This window comes from Cellulophaga sp. BC115SP, from assembly GCF_009905545.1.
In the GTDB taxonomy this organism is placed as follows: domain Bacteria; phylum Bacteroidota; class Bacteroidia; order Cytophagales; family Spirosomataceae; genus Flectobacillus; species Flectobacillus rivi.
Map to the genome: position 1 here is coordinate 1 of NZ_JAAALB010000035.1, position 17,969 is coordinate 17,969.

Annotated in this window: 22 protein-coding genes; 1 reads left to right on the plus strand and 21 read right to left on the minus strand. The window is 38.3% G+C overall.

All coding sequences use genetic code 11. The features are described 5' to 3' along the window. On the minus strand, positions 1-218 hold a 218-nt coding region (locus tag GVN22_RS19950; protein ID WP_166552776.1), incomplete at its 3' end, for a hypothetical protein. Positions 219-766: 548 nt separating this feature from the next. Between GVN22_RS19950 and GVN22_RS19955 the strand changes: the two genes are divergently transcribed. Further along, positions 767-1,195 (plus strand): hypothetical protein, encoded by a 429-nt coding sequence (locus GVN22_RS19955; RefSeq protein ID WP_166552777.1) that lies wholly within the window; start codon positions 767-769, stop codon positions 1,193-1,195. A gap of 147 nt (positions 1,196-1,342) precedes the next feature. On the opposite strand, the gene GVN22_RS19960 is transcribed toward GVN22_RS19955, so the two are convergent. From GVN22_RS19960 to GVN22_RS20055, 20 genes are all read right to left on the minus strand, one after another. Then, positions 1,343-2,044: a hypothetical protein gene (locus GVN22_RS19960; protein ID WP_166552778.1), complete on the minus strand. Its 702-nt coding sequence runs from the start codon at positions 2,042-2,044 to the stop codon at positions 1,343-1,345. A gap of 26 nt (positions 2,045-2,070) precedes the next feature. Further along, positions 2,071-3,123 (minus strand): hypothetical protein, encoded by a 1,053-nt coding sequence (locus tag GVN22_RS19965; RefSeq protein ID WP_166552779.1) that lies wholly within the window; start codon positions 3,121-3,123, stop codon positions 2,071-2,073. Further along, positions 3,116-6,916 carry a strawberry notch-like NTP hydrolase domain-containing protein gene (locus GVN22_RS19970; RefSeq protein ID WP_166552780.1) on the minus strand — a complete coding sequence of 1,267 codons (3,801 nt, stop codon included), beginning with the start codon at positions 6,914-6,916 and terminating at the stop codon, positions 3,116-3,118. Before GVN22_RS19970 ends, GVN22_RS19965 begins: the two co-directional genes overlap by 8 nt. Further along, positions 6,903-8,468 (minus strand): hypothetical protein, encoded by a 1,566-nt coding sequence (locus GVN22_RS19975; RefSeq protein WP_166552781.1) that lies wholly within the window; start codon positions 8,466-8,468, stop codon positions 6,903-6,905. The genes GVN22_RS19970 and GVN22_RS19975 overlap by 14 nt, the downstream gene beginning before the upstream one ends. After that, a complete protein-coding gene (locus GVN22_RS19980; RefSeq protein ID WP_166552782.1) occupies positions 8,428-8,652 on the minus strand; it encodes a hypothetical protein in 225 nt (74 codons plus the stop codon). The genes GVN22_RS19975 and GVN22_RS19980 overlap by 41 nt, the downstream gene beginning before the upstream one ends. Further along, positions 8,652-8,873: a hypothetical protein gene (locus tag GVN22_RS19985; protein ID WP_166552783.1), complete on the minus strand. Its 222-nt coding sequence runs from the start codon at positions 8,871-8,873 to the stop codon at positions 8,652-8,654. Before GVN22_RS19985 ends, GVN22_RS19980 begins: the two co-directional genes overlap by 1 nt. Then, complete coding sequence (locus GVN22_RS19990; RefSeq protein WP_166552784.1) at positions 8,848-9,387, minus strand: hypothetical protein; 540 nt, start codon at positions 9,385-9,387, stop codon at positions 8,848-8,850. The genes GVN22_RS19985 and GVN22_RS19990 overlap by 26 nt, the downstream gene beginning before the upstream one ends. Further along, on the minus strand, positions 9,347-9,991 hold the full coding sequence (locus GVN22_RS19995; protein WP_166552785.1) for a hypothetical protein: 645 nt from the start codon (positions 9,989-9,991) through the stop codon (positions 9,347-9,349). The genes GVN22_RS19990 and GVN22_RS19995 overlap by 41 nt, the downstream gene beginning before the upstream one ends. Positions 9,992-10,040: 49 nt before the next feature. After that, a complete protein-coding gene (locus GVN22_RS20000) occupies positions 10,041-10,322 on the minus strand; it encodes a hypothetical protein (RefSeq protein WP_166552786.1) in 282 nt (93 codons plus the stop codon). A 46-nt stretch (positions 10,323-10,368) separates the two neighbouring features. Continuing rightward, positions 10,369-10,716, minus strand: a complete 348-nt coding sequence (locus GVN22_RS20005; protein WP_166552787.1) for a hypothetical protein — start codon at positions 10,714-10,716, stop codon at positions 10,369-10,371. Positions 10,717-10,747: 31 nt separating this feature from the next. Next, on the minus strand, positions 10,748-12,328 hold the full coding sequence (locus GVN22_RS20010; protein ID WP_166552788.1) for a tail fiber protein: 1,581 nt from the start codon (positions 12,326-12,328) through the stop codon (positions 10,748-10,750). Between the two features lies 1 nt (position 12,329). Continuing rightward, positions 12,330-12,926 carry a hypothetical protein gene (locus GVN22_RS20015; RefSeq protein ID WP_166552789.1) on the minus strand — a complete coding sequence of 199 codons (597 nt, stop codon included), beginning with the start codon at positions 12,924-12,926 and terminating at the stop codon, positions 12,330-12,332. Continuing rightward, positions 12,919-13,554, minus strand: a complete 636-nt coding sequence (locus GVN22_RS20020) for a hypothetical protein (RefSeq protein ID WP_166552790.1) — start codon at positions 13,552-13,554, stop codon at positions 12,919-12,921. The genes GVN22_RS20015 and GVN22_RS20020 overlap by 8 nt, the downstream gene beginning before the upstream one ends. Positions 13,555-13,635: 81 nt before the next feature. Continuing rightward, positions 13,636-14,445: a hypothetical protein gene (locus GVN22_RS20025; protein WP_166552791.1), complete on the minus strand. Its 810-nt coding sequence runs from the start codon at positions 14,443-14,445 to the stop codon at positions 13,636-13,638. Then, positions 14,435-15,028 (minus strand): hypothetical protein, encoded by a 594-nt coding sequence (locus tag GVN22_RS20030; protein ID WP_166552792.1) that lies wholly within the window; start codon positions 15,026-15,028, stop codon positions 14,435-14,437. Before GVN22_RS20030 ends, GVN22_RS20025 begins: the two co-directional genes overlap by 11 nt. A gap of 116 nt (positions 15,029-15,144) precedes the next feature. Next, on the minus strand, positions 15,145-15,618 hold the full coding sequence (locus tag GVN22_RS20035) for a hypothetical protein (protein ID WP_166552793.1): 474 nt from the start codon (positions 15,616-15,618) through the stop codon (positions 15,145-15,147). After that, entirely contained in the window at positions 15,618-16,544 is a 927-nt protein-coding gene (locus GVN22_RS20040; protein ID WP_166552794.1) for a transglycosylase SLT domain-containing protein, read from the minus strand. Before GVN22_RS20040 ends, GVN22_RS20035 begins: the two co-directional genes overlap by 1 nt. A 170-nt stretch (positions 16,545-16,714) precedes the next feature. Beyond that, positions 16,715-17,074 carry a hypothetical protein gene (locus GVN22_RS20045; protein WP_166552795.1) on the minus strand — a complete coding sequence of 120 codons (360 nt, stop codon included), beginning with the start codon at positions 17,072-17,074 and terminating at the stop codon, positions 16,715-16,717. Then, positions 17,037-17,741, minus strand: a complete 705-nt coding sequence (locus GVN22_RS20050) for a transglycosylase SLT domain-containing protein (protein ID WP_166552796.1) — start codon at positions 17,739-17,741, stop codon at positions 17,037-17,039. The genes GVN22_RS20045 and GVN22_RS20050 overlap by 38 nt, the downstream gene beginning before the upstream one ends. Before the next feature lie 77 nt (positions 17,742-17,818). After that, positions 17,819-17,968, minus strand: a complete 150-nt coding sequence (locus GVN22_RS20055; RefSeq protein WP_166552797.1) for a hypothetical protein — start codon at positions 17,966-17,968, stop codon at positions 17,819-17,821. Between the last annotated feature and the right edge of the window lies 1 nt (position 17,969).

Below are 17,969 nucleotides of genomic sequence, written 5' to 3' on the forward strand. Positions count from 1 at the left end.
ACTGTTGTGTCAATGGCTCTGATTTTATTGGATATTTTGGTCAAAGCATTCGATTTACTTGATTTGTTTGTTGAAGGATTTGTGGAGCTAGAAAATAAATTCCACCATCCCTTCGATTTTCCAATGAAGTAGGTAATTACTGCTAATACAATAATTGCGATAATGAGTAGCGTCTTTTTCATTTTAGTGGTTTTGGTAGCAATAGTTAGTTTTATCATTCCTGATATCGCTCTGCTCAGACAAAGCTTGAGAAATTTTTGGTAGTAAAAACGACTTATTCTGTTATCAGCAGACTGACTGGCCATTATATTTTTGCTACCAAAAAATAAAAATTTGTCATTAGTGTGACGATGTTTGAGTTAATTCGTTTTTATATATAATAGGTGTAGAACTATTAATTAGAAAGTCCTTCGGTTTTACTGGAGGGCTTTTTTATTTGTAATACTTTGTACTTTAATCGACCCTTAATTGGTACATGAACTTTGCATTATATTAGTCTTATTTAATCCTTATAAAATCGAAATAAAACTTGTACCAATTACCAAAGTTTCATTTTACTTGTTTTGTTGATTTTGTGCACAATTAATTCAAGCTTCAAAACACAAACTCTTTGGTTAAATATTGCCTGTGAGAATTGTTGTTTCAGAGTTAAATACATTAAATTGTGAGAGTGCATAAGCTCCTAGACAAATTATAAACTTCTATGAAAATTTCACGTTTCAGAAATTTCTATACATTGGTTTTAACCTTATCCTAAATATTTCTCATGAAATCTACAATTCTTAAATCACTCGCTATTCTTCTTTTGTTATCACTATCCTCTTGTGAAGAAGAAATTACAACTCCAACAACCGTTAAACTGAATGTTACAGATACCAAAGGTAGACCTATAAAAGATTTTAGATTTGCCTTTTTGGGTACCAAGCGAATAGGTTTATTCAGTTTTCTAGATTCTTTTTCTATTCATGCTCAAACTGATACTAACGGTAATTGTACCATGTCTGTCATTATCCCTAAAGAAACGATAGATGTTGATATTATAGTTATGGGAGACTCTTTATACAATCACAGAGATGATGTATTTTTAAGTCTGGACTCCCTCAACTTTGTTTCTTACTTTAATAATTCCAGATTTATAAACAACAATTATAAAAAAGGTCAAACCACTAAGTTTTATTATAGAGTACAACGATAAATGTCAAAAGCATAATAACATTCAAACTGGTAGCAAAACACAAATCCTCAAGCTATATATTGTCCGTATGATGTTGTTTTTTGCTACCAATTCGTTCCTGGTATTCACTTTTAATTCATGCCCGGTTTTTCATTTTTGGTAGCAAGATTAATTATCCCACCAATGCTTGAATCTATCAATTAATGAGGCGTTTTTCTTTGTACCTGAAATGGTTTGAGGAACACCTGACAGATTTTGCTTCTTAGGTTTTGGTTGTGACTTTTTGAAATCTAATCCCACACGTAAGGCAATGGCTTTGAAATCTGAGGTATCTCCTTTGATGAGATTCTTATAGAATTTTCTTTTGCCTTTCAGAATTTGAATTTGCTCTTCCAAGGTTAACTCTTTTTGATTCTTGGTCAATACTCCTGATAATCCCGTTTGGCTCACTTTCAAAAATCTTCTTAATTCTGCTGCTATCTTCTCTTTGAATTGAGAGTTTGAAATGACAGTTGCCTTGAGCTCTTCCACTTCCTTCTCAAGATTATCTCTTTCCAAGGTTTGTTTCTCGACCTTCTGTTGAGCTCTTTTGTCCACTGTGTTGGTGGCTTTTTTCTTACTTGGAGTTTTTGAAGTTGTAGATTTTGGCTTTTCCTGTTTTTGGAAAATACCTACTGCTTCTGCGGTTTGAATTAGTGCGTCAAGGGTTTCTTCTGCTTCCGTTGAAATTGAAAACAAAGTATCAAAATCCGAAAAGCCCTCAGTATCTTCCTTTAGTAGTTGATAGTTCTCTTGTGAGACTTTGTCTAGTTGAGCTAATTGAGAAGGGGTAATACTTTTTACTAATGTGATATTTTTTGAAGTATTCATGTTATTTATTTTGAGAGTGAATGTTATTATTTAAGTTTTTGTAATTCCATTTGCTGGAGTTGTAATCTTAATCGGTAGGTGTATTTCTTCGAGATAATTTTAGGGTCTTTCTCGTCCTTTTTCTCTACTTTATCCAATTCCGCTTTTTGAGAAAAAATAATGGTAGCATCTCCAAAATCTTTGAGATTGACATCAATCCTCACAATTTTTTGACGATTCACCTTGAGGTAGATATATTTTACCTGTTGTGATTTAAGCAACTTTAAAATCGGTAGAATAGTCGTATTGATTAAAGTGACGCTATTGGTTTCAGAAGGTGGGACAAAATGCCCACTGGTCTGTATTCCTTCTGCCCATTTCAGATTGGTGCTGGAGTTGACTCGAACGCTAAATCTAGTTCCTGAAATAGTGATTCTTGGGTGTTCAACTTCTTCAGCAACATCGATTCTGTTGAGCTTTTCGACGATACTGAGCAACTCAGCGACATTGATTCCAAAAGTATGTTTTTCAATGTCTGGTACACCTCTTAAGTAGTTGGGTGGCCACTTCGCATCGAGCTTGAGACCATACTCAGTATAATGCCCTCTTTGTGAACCCTTGTTGTGTATCCAAATCATGGAAAAAAGATTCGCACTAAATACCCCATCATCTGAAAAGCATATTCCGTAGTCTTGTGATATGGAACTCTGGTCGAGAAACTTTGCCATGAATTTCATAAACTTAGGATTAGTTGTACTAATCAATTCATTAGGTTCTGGCTTAAGAGCTTCTTCTCCTTCGATTCTATAAATCAAGTTTGAGAGTCGATACGGATTGAAGGTAACCGATGAGTTGTCACTTAGCGTAACTTTCAGTTTAAGAATACTAGCATCAAAAACAGACTCAACAGAGTTGACCTCAAAGTTTTTTCTGATATAGTCAGCTAGTTCTTGGACACTCAAGAAGGGAATCGCATTTCCAACGATTTTATCACCAGTGATTCCAGTACTTTTAAAGTATTTCCAAAGCGCTACCAAAAACCTTTCTCTTTGACTGTATAGAGAAAGGGGGAGTTTACCTATTGTGCTATCGTTAACCATTTTGTAAAAGCTTGTTTCTTTCAAGGATTTGTAACTGCAATCTCAAACGATATTTATACTTGAGGGTTAGAACTCTTTTCGCATCATCATTCTTCGGTTGCTCCTGTACTAAAGTTGGACTGTTAAATACTGGTAGTTCCTGAAGCTCATCACTAAACTGGTTTTCTAGGGTTACTTCATTAGCAATTATTTTAAATTGCTCAGGGCTTAGCTCAGCACTTACTTTCAGTTTGCTCCCTAAAGTATTGAGGACTCTACTTAGGTTGCTGACATGGACTAATGCTGTCATGGTAGCAGAAACCTTTTCGAAAGTGTTTCCAACAACAGAAGCAAGAATGTCCTCATCTAAGTACACATTTCCAGCCACCTGCTTACTAGCTGAAACAACCAGTTTAAAGTGATAAGGATCCTTTTTGAAAATAGACAATGTGTTAGAACATTGTAACGATTGGTTGGTCGAAATACTTGAAACAACCTTCAAGCACTTATTGATAGGTACACTTACTTTCTGTGACGAGGTTTTACTTACTTTTTGAATGTAGTTTTCAGGAAGGAGAATTCCTTTTCTCACTTTATTTTCAAGAGTGGTAAACTGAACTAATCGCCCTGAAAAATTATCATTACGGTATGCTTGTATCAAATTACCTGTTACGATATAACGAATGCTTCTATTTTTTGAGTTATTCGATATAGCAGTCTCCCATTTAGGTAAAAGTTCCCTTACGAAAGAGTAATTTTGAGGCATTTTTTGCGAAGTCCCTTTGATAGAAAAAATCCTTTCCGAATTACTTCCTGAGATGGACGGGAATGAGAGTAATCTTCTCGAGGAAGCTATTGCAATACGAAGCCCAATATTGGATGGCGAAAAAGGTTTATCTTTTGTTGGATTAATTCTGAATCCTAAGCAGGTGGCTAATACTCTAGTTACGCTTCCATTTTCGTAATTATTTTCTGGAAATAGTAGAGGCATTCCAACTTGGAAGAAACTTACAATTTCTTTAACGTAAGATAACTCATTTGCCGATTTTCTTTTACAGTCATTGATGGATGACTCCTCAGATTCTTCTAGCTCAATTAACCTGCCCTGAACATAAGAATCTAAAGCAGCAGGAAGTCCTTTTTCTGCTTTTTCTTGGTATGCTTTCTCTGAAGTAATCCTTTCTCTTTTCAAAGCATAACTTTTCTCTATTTTCTCAATGTCTCTTTTAAGAATGAGAGCAAAAGAATTTTCAGCCTGTTGAATCATCTCTTGAGTAATTTGCTCAGGTCTTTTACCATCTAATGATGCTTTCAACTCGTCGTGTAACTCAGAGACACTCATGGGTTTTCTTAATACATTTACCTCACAACGTTCGATAAAAGTATTGTCAGAAAATGGGCTTCTACCTCCTGTACCTACTTGGACGATAGTTCTTTCCAATGTTTTAGCACGCAAGTCCTGAGTTTCAACCTCAAGGTCAAACTTGTCATCTTCGATTAACTGTTTGATATGTTCTTGGTAGCGTTCTAAAATTTCAGCATAAAACTTTTCCTGTTCAAGTACTGGTAATACTGCCACTCGACCAGAAACCTTACTTGCTGCTCCAACTTGGATGGGGTCTTTACCTTCTTCGAATAGGTTCAGAGGGTCATCAAGTTGCAAGCAAAGCTCTGTATTCTCTTGCATGTATTTAAACACAATCTCATCGCCATACTTATTCAAAAAATCTTCTGATTTCATCAAAGATTCAGAGTTTTTCTGATTGGCGGTGGTATTGGCATCCAATGATTTTAGCTTCTTTTGAAGCATCATCATGAGTCTTTTTTCAGCAGGAATACTTGAAATTAGGTAATCGTAAATAGGCTTCTTAATCTGACCTGTTCTGTTAATTCTACCTCTTTTTTGTACCTCTGTATTAATGTCCAATTCAGCTTGTAGAACAATCATTACTCTTTGTTTAACCTTGTCCGCAGGTACTTTAGCAGTAATGATAGCATGGGCTGAAGCACCAGTAGAACCACTCTGGTTAATCATCAAGACATCTATGTCATTGTCATTGAATTTGCGAAAGGCATCATTTACATTTTCCGCTTTTCTTCTGGAAACAACACCGACAAAATTTTGAGTAGTTTTTTCAGACAATCTTTCACCAAGACCATTAAGAGATATATTGTTGAAATTGATGGCGAGATTTACTTCCAATTTACGTCCAGTAACCTCAGCCACCTTATAGCCATAAGCTTCGATTTTTTGCTTGATGTAGTCAATTGGCGAAATACAAAGCGAGCGTGAAGCATTTTGTATTTTATTGAAAATACGAAAATACTCATCACGGGCATCCATGGACATGGCTTCAATATCGAAAGCATTTTTATGGTGTTTCCCCACCTCATCCTTGATAGAATACGTTAGAACCGCATTAAGGGACTTGAGTAGAACATTACTAAATGAAGCTGAAATGGTAGAGCCATCTGAAACCATTGTACCTTCTTCATCCTCCATATTTTCTAAGAAAGACCCCATAGTCGATGAAAAAGCAATGACAGGCTTTTTACCCTCTTTCAATCTCAAAATAGCACGGTTTGCCACATCATCGGCTTTGAGTGCAAATAGCATTTGATTGACTAACATAAACACCTTTGAAAAGGCGGGAGAGGCATCAACACCAGCACGTTTAGTACCATTCTCAATAATTGCTTGAGCTTGAATATCACGAACTTCCTTGTCAAGTTGTTGTACTTCAGGAATAATGTACTCCTTCTGGAAAATAATGATGTCTCTAACAATTTCTGTAAACTCGTCTGCTATTTTTCTATCTCTTAAAGCGTTTTTCTCAAGGTTGATATAGTTAACCTCTATACCTTCATACAAGCGCTCACGACGAATAAGTTGCCCCTGACTAGCCAATTGAGATGCTACAACTTCTTGAAGTGCCACACCACCTTGCTTGAAGGCACTTACGAGAGATTCTGTATCAATGGCAGCTTCTGAAATACAAGTTTTCATGGCATACAAAGGCATGTTATCAGGTCTTTTCGCAAAGGTGGCTGAAAGAAACGTAACCCCTTTGGCTTGCGCACATACACTCATTAGAATTTGACCAGTATTGGATACCCCTGAAGCGTTATGAGCTTCATCAAGAATCAAAATTGAACCCTTTGCTACATTGTCCAAGAATTCAATCTTGGGAGAGCCTTTTGAGTCTGATACCTGAGAGTAGGTCAGCATTACAAGGTCATATTCTCTTGGAAGAATTCCTGACTTGATGATTCTATCTTGTTCAGGTTTCATGGGTGGAGCATACAGCAAGTCCCCGTTTCGGTCTTTGATTTGCGTCTTTGAATCACGAGCATTTACAATAAAAGGATTTAGCGATTTGCTTCCAATGTCGTCCATGTCTCGATACAAATCAGAAAACAGGTTTGGTTTCTCCGTAATAAAGACGGGTCTATATCCTTGTTTTGTAGCATATCTAATCATTGCAGCAGCGATACGCCCCTTTCCGATACCTGTCTGGTCAGCGATAATAATGCCTTGGTTTTTTGCTTCAATGTTGTAGATGGCAAGTGCTACAGCATCAATTTGCTCAGCAGACAAAGCTTTGTAAAGAGCAGCCTTGGTGAGGTATTTCAAACGACCTTGGACGAAGGCATCTACGTCACCGCCTATGGCTTGTTTGAGATTTTGTAGTGCTTGATTGATTTCAAAACCCATCGAGTCGGGTGTGTCCACATCGAGAGATTGTCCCTGAGAAAGTACAGGGTACTTCATGCCAAGGGCAATACCCATCAATGATTTTTTAGTTTTTTTCATGTAGTACTGATGAAAGTGACTTTGCCTGTAATTGAAGCCTTAGTCTATATTTATATTTAATTTTGAGAGTGCTAGTTGTTTCTTGGCTAAAGTTGGATGTAACTCTTTCGTAAAGCTCTTCGAAAGTATTGATTACTTCACTTCTGGCTTGCTCCTTGAGAGGTGCAAAGCCCTCAGGTATTTGTTTTACACCCGAAATAAGAATAAGCCGTATATCAAAGCTCGTTCCTTGTCTTGAGTAAAGGTCGCCATTAATGTTAATTACGTCATCTACCTTAAAATAGCGGTATAGATAACTTAGGAAAACTCTATTTTTCCCTGCCTGAACCCTTCCTTCACTATCGTAATGTGTGTGGCCACCGATGATAATGGCACATCGACCATCAGATTTCAAATTGTTAAGCGCATAATAGCTAAGAATATGGTCAAGGTCTTTAAGAATGTATTTATTGTCAATCTTTAAATAATCCCTTGGGTCAACTGCCCCAAATGGAGGGTTTGTAATGACTCCATCAAACTTCTCGTTTGGGGTATTATAGATAGCATTGATTTGTGTTGCTTTTCTAAAACCTTGAGTTAATAAATTCTTATATCGGGTATCATCAATTTCGTTGACAGTGCATTGCTCTGGTCGAAAAGCGATGGTCATCATGCCGTTACCTGCTGTTGGTTCAAATATCTGACCTTGATAATGTTGTGCTCCATTTTTTACATACAATCCAGCCAAAAATGCAATAGGGGAGGCTGTAGAATACTGTTGTAGTAAAATCGAAATACTGGTTCTATGTGAAAGAATGACCTGATTTCTGTAGGTTTCAAGAATACTAAGGTACTTTTCATAGTCACTTGTATTCTTATCATTAGCAATCTTTCTACAAACATTGACAATGGCTAATTCGGTGAGTTCTTTAATGTCCGTTTTGTCAGTGATGCCAAATTTACTAGCAAGTTTTTCAATACTTCGTTTGTTATGTTTTTCATTTCGCTCAAGCTCAAGCTGAACCTGCTGAACAAATTCTTTTTCACCCGAAGATATGCTCAAGCTTCTACCAATTGAGCCAAGTTGGGAGACCTTAAAGTCATATTCACGAGCTATTTCGTAAGAGTCCTCATAATTGAATTTATCTTGAACAGGGTCGAGTACTATGTCTCCAACAACCACATAAATATGTTGCCATCCTTGCCCAAAATCAACCATTTTGATGGTATGATTAACTTTGAGATTGTGTAAAATAGAAGAGATGAAAATGGTAAAATCTTCGCAGTCTACGCCCTTTTGTCTATCTGCCCAAGTACGTCTTGGTAATCTGATTTGTTCAGTACCTTCTTTATCGAAACGGTAATTGATATACGCTCTACAAAACTCGTAAATTTTTTGACAAAGAACAACACTTCTGTAAGGTTTAAATTGATTAGCTACAGCGGTGGTTTGTTCAACTGATTTTGGAATGAGATTTTGTGTGATTAGGTTGAAAGTAGCATCCCCCGAATAATTTATTAATTCGATATAATCATTCTTTTTTGGCTGTTGTAAAAGTAAGCTCTGATTCATATAGAAAGGCATAAATACCTAAATTATCAATGAGTGGTTGGTTATTTTGGTAGAACTCCTGCGCCCTGAGAATCGACTGAGCACTAAAATCCTGCTCACCCATTTCTGAGCAGGATTGTGCTTCTGAAAATCCAAGACGATAGAAGCTTGCAAACAAATTGATGAACGCCCGTTGTGTGTCCATTACAGCCCAAAGGTTTTTTTGACTTCTGATTCAATCTGCTCTGCACCTTGGTTGATGGCGTCCTTGATATCGTCTGGACTTGGGTTTGGTCTGTTGAATAAAACCTGTGTAACTCTGGCATCCTGAATAACTAAGGATACTTTTTGGTTTCTTGAATGAAAGAAATAGGTCTGGCTTTTAAGCTTATTGTAAATCTCAACTAGTTTGAATAGCTTGAACATTGGTCGTGGTTGGTTTTGGTGTGATAGTGGCTTGCTTAGGTTTAGAACCGAATAAGTACTTGAATACGACAAAGATGATTCCCAAGGCAAAGACAAGAACACCCAAGAAAATCAGCATATTGTTGGTGGCTGTTTGTTTGGCTTTATCCGCTGCAGTTTGCAATTGCTGTTGTTTGGTCTTGACTTTTTCTTGTAAAACCTTGTATAACTCTTGGTCGGCTTTGGCATCTTCAGCCTCTACTTGAAGTTGTTCTGCTTCTACTTGGAGTCTAGCAACCTCTTTTTTAGAATCGGCATTGACAAAGGCTTGAACTACACCTGAGACTGAGCCTACAATTGCAGATACTGGGTCAGCGCTCATTCCTACACTGATATTGCTTGAGGTGTCAAAGCCACTTCCAAGTAAGCTACTTAATGCCGTTTGATTATTGGTGCTCGAATTGCTTGAGCTATTTGATGTGGTTGTCTTCTGGTTAGTTGAAGAGCTGTTTCCACTTTGTTTTGAGAACCCCATAGTGTTTTTTACCTGCTAATTGAATTTGCTCCCTGTTTTTTGACTTGAATAGAAGGACTCCCATGATGATAATAGCAATGAAACCTAAAACAATCGCTAGTAGCTTTGTGACATTGAGAGATTGTGTATTATCGCTATTTCCTTCTGTACCTGCGAAGGAGTTTTCATTGTCATCGATTGTATCTAAGACTTTCTGGGTTGCTTTATCTTTAGCAACCTGTTTGGCATTTACTCTCTCGTTTAATAACTTGTCAGCTTCTTGTTTATCGTCTGTCACGTCAGTAGAGAGTACCCAAGCCTCACTTTCTTCGTTATTATAAACTCCCGCCCCTAAATCAAACCAACCACCTTTTTCCCGCCTTTGGGTAGTGATTTTAAGTTTATAATAGAGTTTATTTCCAACAGCTTTCGTTTCACCAAGAGTTACACCTATTCTCTCTCCAGAGAGATATAGTTTTGTTTTGGGAGGTTCTGCCGCTCCACCTGCCTGACCGTAAAATGTTTTAACGGTAACAAGCTCACTGGGGAAGCCAGACCTGTTTTCATAACATATTGCTCCGTTAAGCTGTATGCTAAATAATTCTGTTCCTGCTTGTGCTGCCATTTTTGTAAGGTTTAAAGCCTTGCGAAAATGCATTCGCAAGGCTACAGAATTAAAACAGTTCTAAAAGTCTGAACTTAATCATGTTGGTCATTACCTCGTCTGACTCGATGAATTTTTTGAGGATTTCTTTATCTACAGGGTCAAGAGAAATTTCTTTACCCTCGTACAATTGAAATCCGATATACATGAGTTTTTGAGAGTTGGGTGAATTCGAGTAGGCAATGCGTTGTGAGAGAATGTATCCTAAATTGATTACGTTTCCGTTCTCTTGTACTGGTTGACCATCAAACCCTTTGAATGGAACATCAAAATTGATTGCGATTTTAGACATTTTAGATTACTGTTTTAATGAAACTGAAACATGGAATTGATTGAGATTACTGAGCTGAAGGATTTGACTTGACAATGTGATATTGTCCAGTCGTAATATCAAGCTTTTGAATCTCTGTGAATTGGAAGCCAAGTGATTGTAACATCGTTTCGATTAACAAAACATCTTGGTTATTATACCATGCTTGGAACTCGTCTGTAGTAGCATCCCAACTTTTTGGCACAGACGACATCCCTTCAGCTTGAGGGAATTTGCGTGTATCTGCGATTTTCGAGATGTCAATTTTTTCGACATAGTTGACGTTGGCAGTTTGTCTTGTTTCTGAAATTACATCGTAGTTCATTTCTACTTCAGAGATACCTTTTGGGTTTGGGGCTAATTGTGCTTTGTACATTGTTGTTTAGTATTTAGTGTTAAAAAAATAATTAATTGAATGAGTTGACGAAAATGACATTGCCCCAAGAATCCTTTGTTAAATATCCATTAGGGGCACTACTTTTTGATACTTGTGGAATATCTTTGATGTTGATGGAACTACCAGTGAGGGTAATGCTATTACTTAAAATGCTATTAAATGAACTCATATCTCCAAAAATGCATCCCTGTGGGCTGTAGAGAATATAGTTCGAAATCAAAGCAGATCCGTTCGATACCCAAAGTGGAGCGCCTGAAATTTCATTCCAATGGTGTCCATGTGGACTAGGGTTAAAAGTTGCTGGTTTTCCTAAAATGCTATCCCAATAATGGCTGTGTCCTGTAGGATTAAACTCTGTGGGTTTCCCTGAAATGCTATCCCAACTGTGTCCATGCCCCCAATCGGCTTTCCCATCAAGTTTGCTTTTGATAAGGTTGGTTGCTATAGGATTGGTACACCAATCAGCCCAACGAGAGTTATCAGTCACTACGTCACAGTGATAGCGAATGATATTTCCATCCACCTGAACGATGTTATATGCTCCATTAGAAAAGTTAATAGCAGAGTCAACACTTCTGTCTCCTCCATTTTCTTTAATGAGTACATTGAAAGCACCAGGCTTTCCATAAATGCTATCCCAATGGTGACTGTGCCCTGTCGGGTTGAACTCAGTAGGTTTTCCAGAAATACTGTCCCAACTATGTCCATGTCCCCAATCTGCTTTGCCATCTAGCTTACTTTTCACAAGGTTTGTTGCTACAGGATTGGTGACAGTGTCTAACCAACGAGAATTATCTGTGACTACGTCCACATTATATCTTATAACTTTACCTACTACTGAGACGATGGCATACGCTCCATGACTAAAGTTAATGGCAGTATTGCCTGTTGATTTTGATGTGCCATCTTCTTCTAAGGTAATTCCTGATATTTTGGCATTCCAACTTGAAATTTGAGAATCTGTCACAAATCTCTTATCGGTTGCCTCTGTCACAAAAGCTGCGCTAATAGCTTTTTTAGCTAGTGTTCCATCGGCAAGCGAAACAACAGGCACATCTGCAACTCCAGTGAAGAAATCAGAGACCTGAATTTTCTTAGCTTGAATTTTTCCCGCTCTGGTATCAAATACGATACTGACCGTATTGTAACAAGTATCCTTGAAAGCAATTCCATACCAAGAGGCTATTTCTACATTGTAGGTGGTTGTGGTAGCACCATCACCAGTACCTTTACCAATGGAGTTTTGACCGTAGGTATTAAACCTAAGTAAACCAGTCATGTAACCTCCAGCTAGTGGAAGATAATTAGCTAAATCAGTGGTATTAACTTTGGCATTCCAAGTAGATATTTGAGCATCTGTAACGAATTTGTTATTGGTGTTTTGAGCGATTAAAGTTGGACTTAGACTACCATCTGAAAGAGCAGAGATGACCATTGCTTGTGAAAGCGTTTTCCACGAAGCATCACCATCGGCTGATGAACTCTTGACCAAAACTTGGTCAAGAGTTCCTGCATTAGGTAGAAAGGCAAGGGTTTTCACCTTACCTCTACCCGCAGTTGCATTCCATGTTACAATTTTGTCAGTGGGCATCTTACAATTCTGTAACGAGTGTACCTATCTCAAAAAGAATGGTATTGGCTGTTAGAGCCGTACCAATCACCTGTGAATAGGTATCAGTCCCTGCCACAGGAGTCGTTGATTTGGGTAAACCAGCTGTGTTGGATAAGAATACATCCGCTCCAGGCGTAAGTCCCGTGTAGCCTCCATTGATACCACCGAAGAAAACTTCAGCATTGGCAGAAGCAGCAACGGCTGCTTTTACGAAGCCCATCGCTGTTTTGGCTGTTGAAGTTGAAACAGCTTTAACGGCTTTACCTGTGTTGTCAAGTGAAACGATGTCGTTGGCCGCTAAAGCTTCTGCTGCAACAACTATCACACTATTCACGGCAACACCATTAGGCATTAAGGATACGTCTAGCTTTCCACTACCGTTCAATTCGGGTACTTTTGCTGCTTGTGAGGCTGTACCACCTGTTACCACTGTGGGTAAAAGGGTTTTGTCCACTTTACCTGAGGCATCTAATTCAGGTAATTTACCAGCATCCCCAGCACCTGCTGAGGTAGTCACTGATTTGACAACTTTCTGTCTACCAGATGAGGTGTCTCTTGAGAGAATGTCTTTAGGCATTGTCTTCGTCGTTTAAGATTATTGGATTTGAAAAATTAATATTAAGCTCATCCGTTGAAATGGAATTACCCGCTGATTGCGAAAGCCCTTGTGTAGGCGCTATAGCAGTTAACTGTCCGTTGGATCCGATGAACATGAGTTGATTAGGAGTAAGTCCCCAATCGGGAATCTCAGCCGTTCCTTCAACTTGTACGAAACATTCTTGACCAGCTGTAGCTGAGTGCAATGATATGCCAGTGGCAAGTCCATAGTTTTCAATGTCGAGTGGGTCATACGTATAGCATTGGTCGATACCAGCATTTTCAGTAATTCTGACAACATGACCTCTAGCGATATTTTGCATAGCGATTGTTCTTTTCCAACCAATCCCTTTCAAAATGATGTTATTGCCATTCTGATTGACAATCTGTTTCGTAGAGGTTTCAATCTTTTGCTGAACAAGCTCCAAAAGCTCTTTTTTAAGGTCTTGATTTCCCTGAGAAAGACTCGTTGTAAGCTCACTAATGGTTTTCTGTGGCGAGGTCTTGGTAATGTATTCCACGAGCTTCTTTTTGAAAACCAAGGCAAGTATTACCACTCCGAACAAGGCAAAGGCTATAATGCTGATGATTTTGTTACTTTTTTTCATGTTGCTACCAATACTTTTTGTTTGTCCTGAGTAAGGTTGATAATCGCTAAGGTTTTGCTACCAATTCGTAAAGCCCGGGAATCATTTGAAGAGCTGTCGCTTGATGTTTTTGCTACCAAAACGTTTCCATATTCTTCTCGCAAAAACTAGTAGAAAACCAATAATCAAAACCCCTATAATTATCTGCAGTACCTTTTTGCTTTCTTCGTTTTCTAAGGGTACACCCTCCGAACTTTTCCGTACAACTATTTTCCCCTGTACCATAAAAGCTTTGAACCATTGCCCAGCTCTACGAAAGATTTGATAGCTTCTATCAAAGAGGTCTAAGGGCTTTTTGAGCAGTCCCAAATGGTCGTATTTTGTGCCTTGGATATGCGTCACATTGAAATAGGACGGATAAATAAAGTTGGTAACAAAGATGTCATTGATGAAATAGCCAATTGATGGATTTGCTATTGGGTCAGCTAGTTCAACTAAGAATTCAACCTCTTGGGTGTTATCCTCAAAATCCTTTCCTCTCACAATTCTTTGCCCATAAGGGTCGATACACATTTCGATAATTTCCTCAGAAAGAACCTTTGTTAGATGGTTTTGTGAGTATTCTTGTGTAACCCAGTCGGTCAGTCTTGCTTGAGCATAAGGAATATAGGTGGTAGAGTCATACCAATGTGTTCCGTTGAACTTGTTTTCTGTTTCTTCAAGGATTGACACTGTCCAAAACCCTGCTGGTATTTCTGCAAATTTTCGAAAAGCTTTTATCTCACCCGATACGTCCCATTTGGGTGCTACATCTCGTTGGAGTTGAATTTGGATAGCCTTAGCAATTTGCTCGAGTAATTCGAAATCGACTTTTCCCGTTCTATCCAGTAGCGCTATCTTTCTATACTCCATTAGGTATTGGGGGTGTTATTGGAGGTTTCTTCATCTTTCGAATCGCCCATCTAATTAACCAGAATAGCAAAATGGGAACTAGGATAACCGTTGGAAGAAACCAAACAATATTCTTCTTAAGAAAAACCAAATACTTGTTTTCCTCTTCAACAGGAGGCGTATCTTCGTTATCTTCTTCACTTGAGCCAGTCTCAGTTTTGTTATCAGTAGCAACCGTTTTGTTATTTCCACCGCTAAGGATTCCAAACAGCCCTTTGGCAACATCAAGGATTTTTCCAAAAGAGTTCCCTGAAGAGTTGGTATTTGTATTGGTATTTGTTCCTCCAGATACAGGTTTGTCGTCTTTTAAATTATCTAAGCTTTCCCAGTATGGAAGAGTACTTACGACATAGTAGGTTTCACCATCCTTCGCTTTGAATTCTAAGAAAGTATTCTTGTCTCCCGAAATTCCTTGAACAGTTCGACCAGTAAGTTCACCAAGATACGCACCATAATAGGCTGCATACGCAAGGGATGAAATATCGGGAGCGATGAAGTATTCTGCATAAGCGACATCCTCCTTTACATATAAGTATTTTGCCATTTTTATAGTGGTTAAACAGGGCTACAACTTTTATTGGTAGCCCTACAAATGTTGTTAGTTAAGTGGCTGTAAAACAGTGATTTTCTTTTCGAATTTCATCAAAAAAAGTTGTAGCCCTATGAATTTTGATAGACAAGTGGTTTGTACCCTAGACCTCTAATTAACCTTCTTAACTGTAAGGGGCTAATCAATCGAGCATCGACTTTGGGTAAAGGAAATTGTGCTTGAGTAAGTGCTTCATAACAAACCTCAGAGCAAAATTTATGCTCAGGGTTGTCGAGAAGTACAGTCTTGTACACCATACCAACCACACCGATGGCATCATACTTTTTCCCTTCGTTTTCTACAAAATACTGATAGGCTTTTTCCCAATGCTGTGACCCGATTTGATATACTTCATATCTTTTCGGGTCAATGGATTCAAACTCTCGAAACCCAACCCCTTGAGTAAGCCATGCAGAACCTCTTCTCCAAGCTTTTTCGTCAAACAGGATTTCGCAATGAACCCATTCTCCTTTGCCTCCCACTGCCATCATCCTTTGCCAGATATACGACTCTTGATTGCGGAAGCTTTCGAACAGTAGATACATTAGACTAAAATTCCTAAATCGTTAGTGACAATATCGAAACCGCCATGTTTGCCTAGTGTACGAAGAATGTAATCGTGCGCCTCACCACTCGTATTTGCTAGTGCATATTTCAAACTTTTACCAGCAATACCATACTTCGTTTTTGCCGTTGCATCGCCCTTGTTGTAAGAAACGACCACAGAAGCTAAATCATCGGCGCCGTAAATGTCAAGTAAGTTAGCAAGCTTCAACGCACCAATATGGATGTTCAACTCTGCATTGTAGAGGTCATTTAGGCTTGATTTCTTAGAGATTTCGACTAGACTTCTATCAAACTTATCGACTGCATCAATGATTTTTTCCGCACGAGTTTCACCCAAATTTTTCTTCAAAATAGCCTCGTGAGCATCAGGGACATAGTTCTTATACTTCTTAGCTACTACGATGGTATCTGTTGCTGTAATTGGCATTAATTGCATAGGACCTCTTGCGCCTGAAGCAGATTTTGAGAATTCTAGCTTGTCTGGGTCGATTTCTGTTACCATGATACCCCAAATCATCCATGTGGGAACTTTCGTAAGCTCAGAGGCGTGCGCCACGTAAGAGCCAAACTTTGGCATCAACACATCTTTGATGAAATTAGCCCATTTCTGACGTGATGCAGCATTAAACTTAGATGCATCTGAATCATCAACAAGCGGAAATGTACCTGCAACAGTTGGATTGGCAAAGCCAGAAAAACCGATTGCCAAACTATTTTCTACCGCACGATTGATGTTGAAAGTATGTACGGTATCAGCATTGTCTGCATACTGCAGGTAGAATGAATCATCCGTTTTGGCTAATGTTTCTGCCTCCGTTTTATTTCGATTTAAGAAATAGTATCCTCCAACAGCAAGTAATAGAACTGTTAAAACGACTAAGAGAATTTTTGCTAGTTTATTCATTTTATTTAAAATTTGGTTTTGCTACCAAAAAAGAATAACCGGGCGTGCTTAAATGCTAAATGCCAGGAATGAATTGGTAGCAAAAAGCCAAAATTGACGGACAATTTTAAACTAGGGAATGTTGGTTTTGCTACCAATGATATTTTTAGAATGGTTAGGTATTGGGTGAACTACTTGTTTCTAGCTTCTTGGAAAGCAATCTTTTTTGCCTCCTTACGAGATAGGTTATACGTAGTTACTTTTTTGACCTCTTTTACTCCAGAGCGACGTTGAAGCTCCTTGGCTCGTTTATCTACGTCTGAAATGGATAGAGGCTTATCTACAGAGCCTAGCCCTTTGGCTTTTCTCAAGACCGAGAGCGTGAATAGTTCTGTTTTAGCACCTTTTTGACACTTATACACTTCTTTATCATCTTGGTGTTTACGTGAGACGATCGTGTATGTACCTTTTTTTGATTTTAGCTCACCGATGTACTCTACTTGTTCATCGACGTCAAATCTGAATCCTTTCTTTTTTCCTAAAGAGAACATGGTTTTTCAGGTATTTAGTGATTTGATTTTTCTTAAAATAATATACTATCCCAACCAGCATTGCTAACCCGAAAAACAGACCTGCAAGGACATACTTGAGTTCTATATCGGCAACGTAAACTCTCGTTGTATCTTCAGGAGTGAATAGCAACTCTTTGTCATATAGCAGTGGTAGACGTTTATCAAAGAACAGATTCATTTCTTTGACAGTAACTGCACCATCATCGTTGTAATCTAAATCGCTATTCCCTGAATAAGCATCTGAGCCCTTTCGATAAAGCACATAGTTCTCAGCCTTTTTGAATGCGACTGGATAATGCACCAGTGCATAAAGCTCATAGGCTGAATCAGGTGCTCCATATTGTTTAACTCGCATTCGTAAGTATTTGCGAACATAGTACAGATACTCAATCGGACTTAGCGTTTTCAAGTGATCCACTGTAGTTTGCAAATCCTTTGCTGTGGACTTTGTAATTTGAATGTACCCTACCGCACCAATACGATTCACGTTTGGATACTTCATGCTGGATTCTGCATTGAACACAAGCGTTAACCAGTTGGGGTTTTTGATACGAATTAGCGGATCGGAACAAATATCCCTAACCTCTTTTTCGAATGCGACTTTATCGACATTCCAACCTAGTTTGTTTAGACAGATTAGGGACATTTTACAATTGTAATTTTTAAAATGTTGCGTTAATACGCTTATTTCGATGTTTTTGTGGTAAAAGTCTGAAAACTTGCTTAATAAGTTTTACGTTTAGGTTTTCCCCACAGCCCGAAAAAGATACCTGCTTGATAGGAAACCCATACAATCGAAATCAGACCCGAAGCCATCGAAACGATAATGGAAGCGTATTGCAATTTTTGTGACACAAGCTCCTTTTCTTCCATA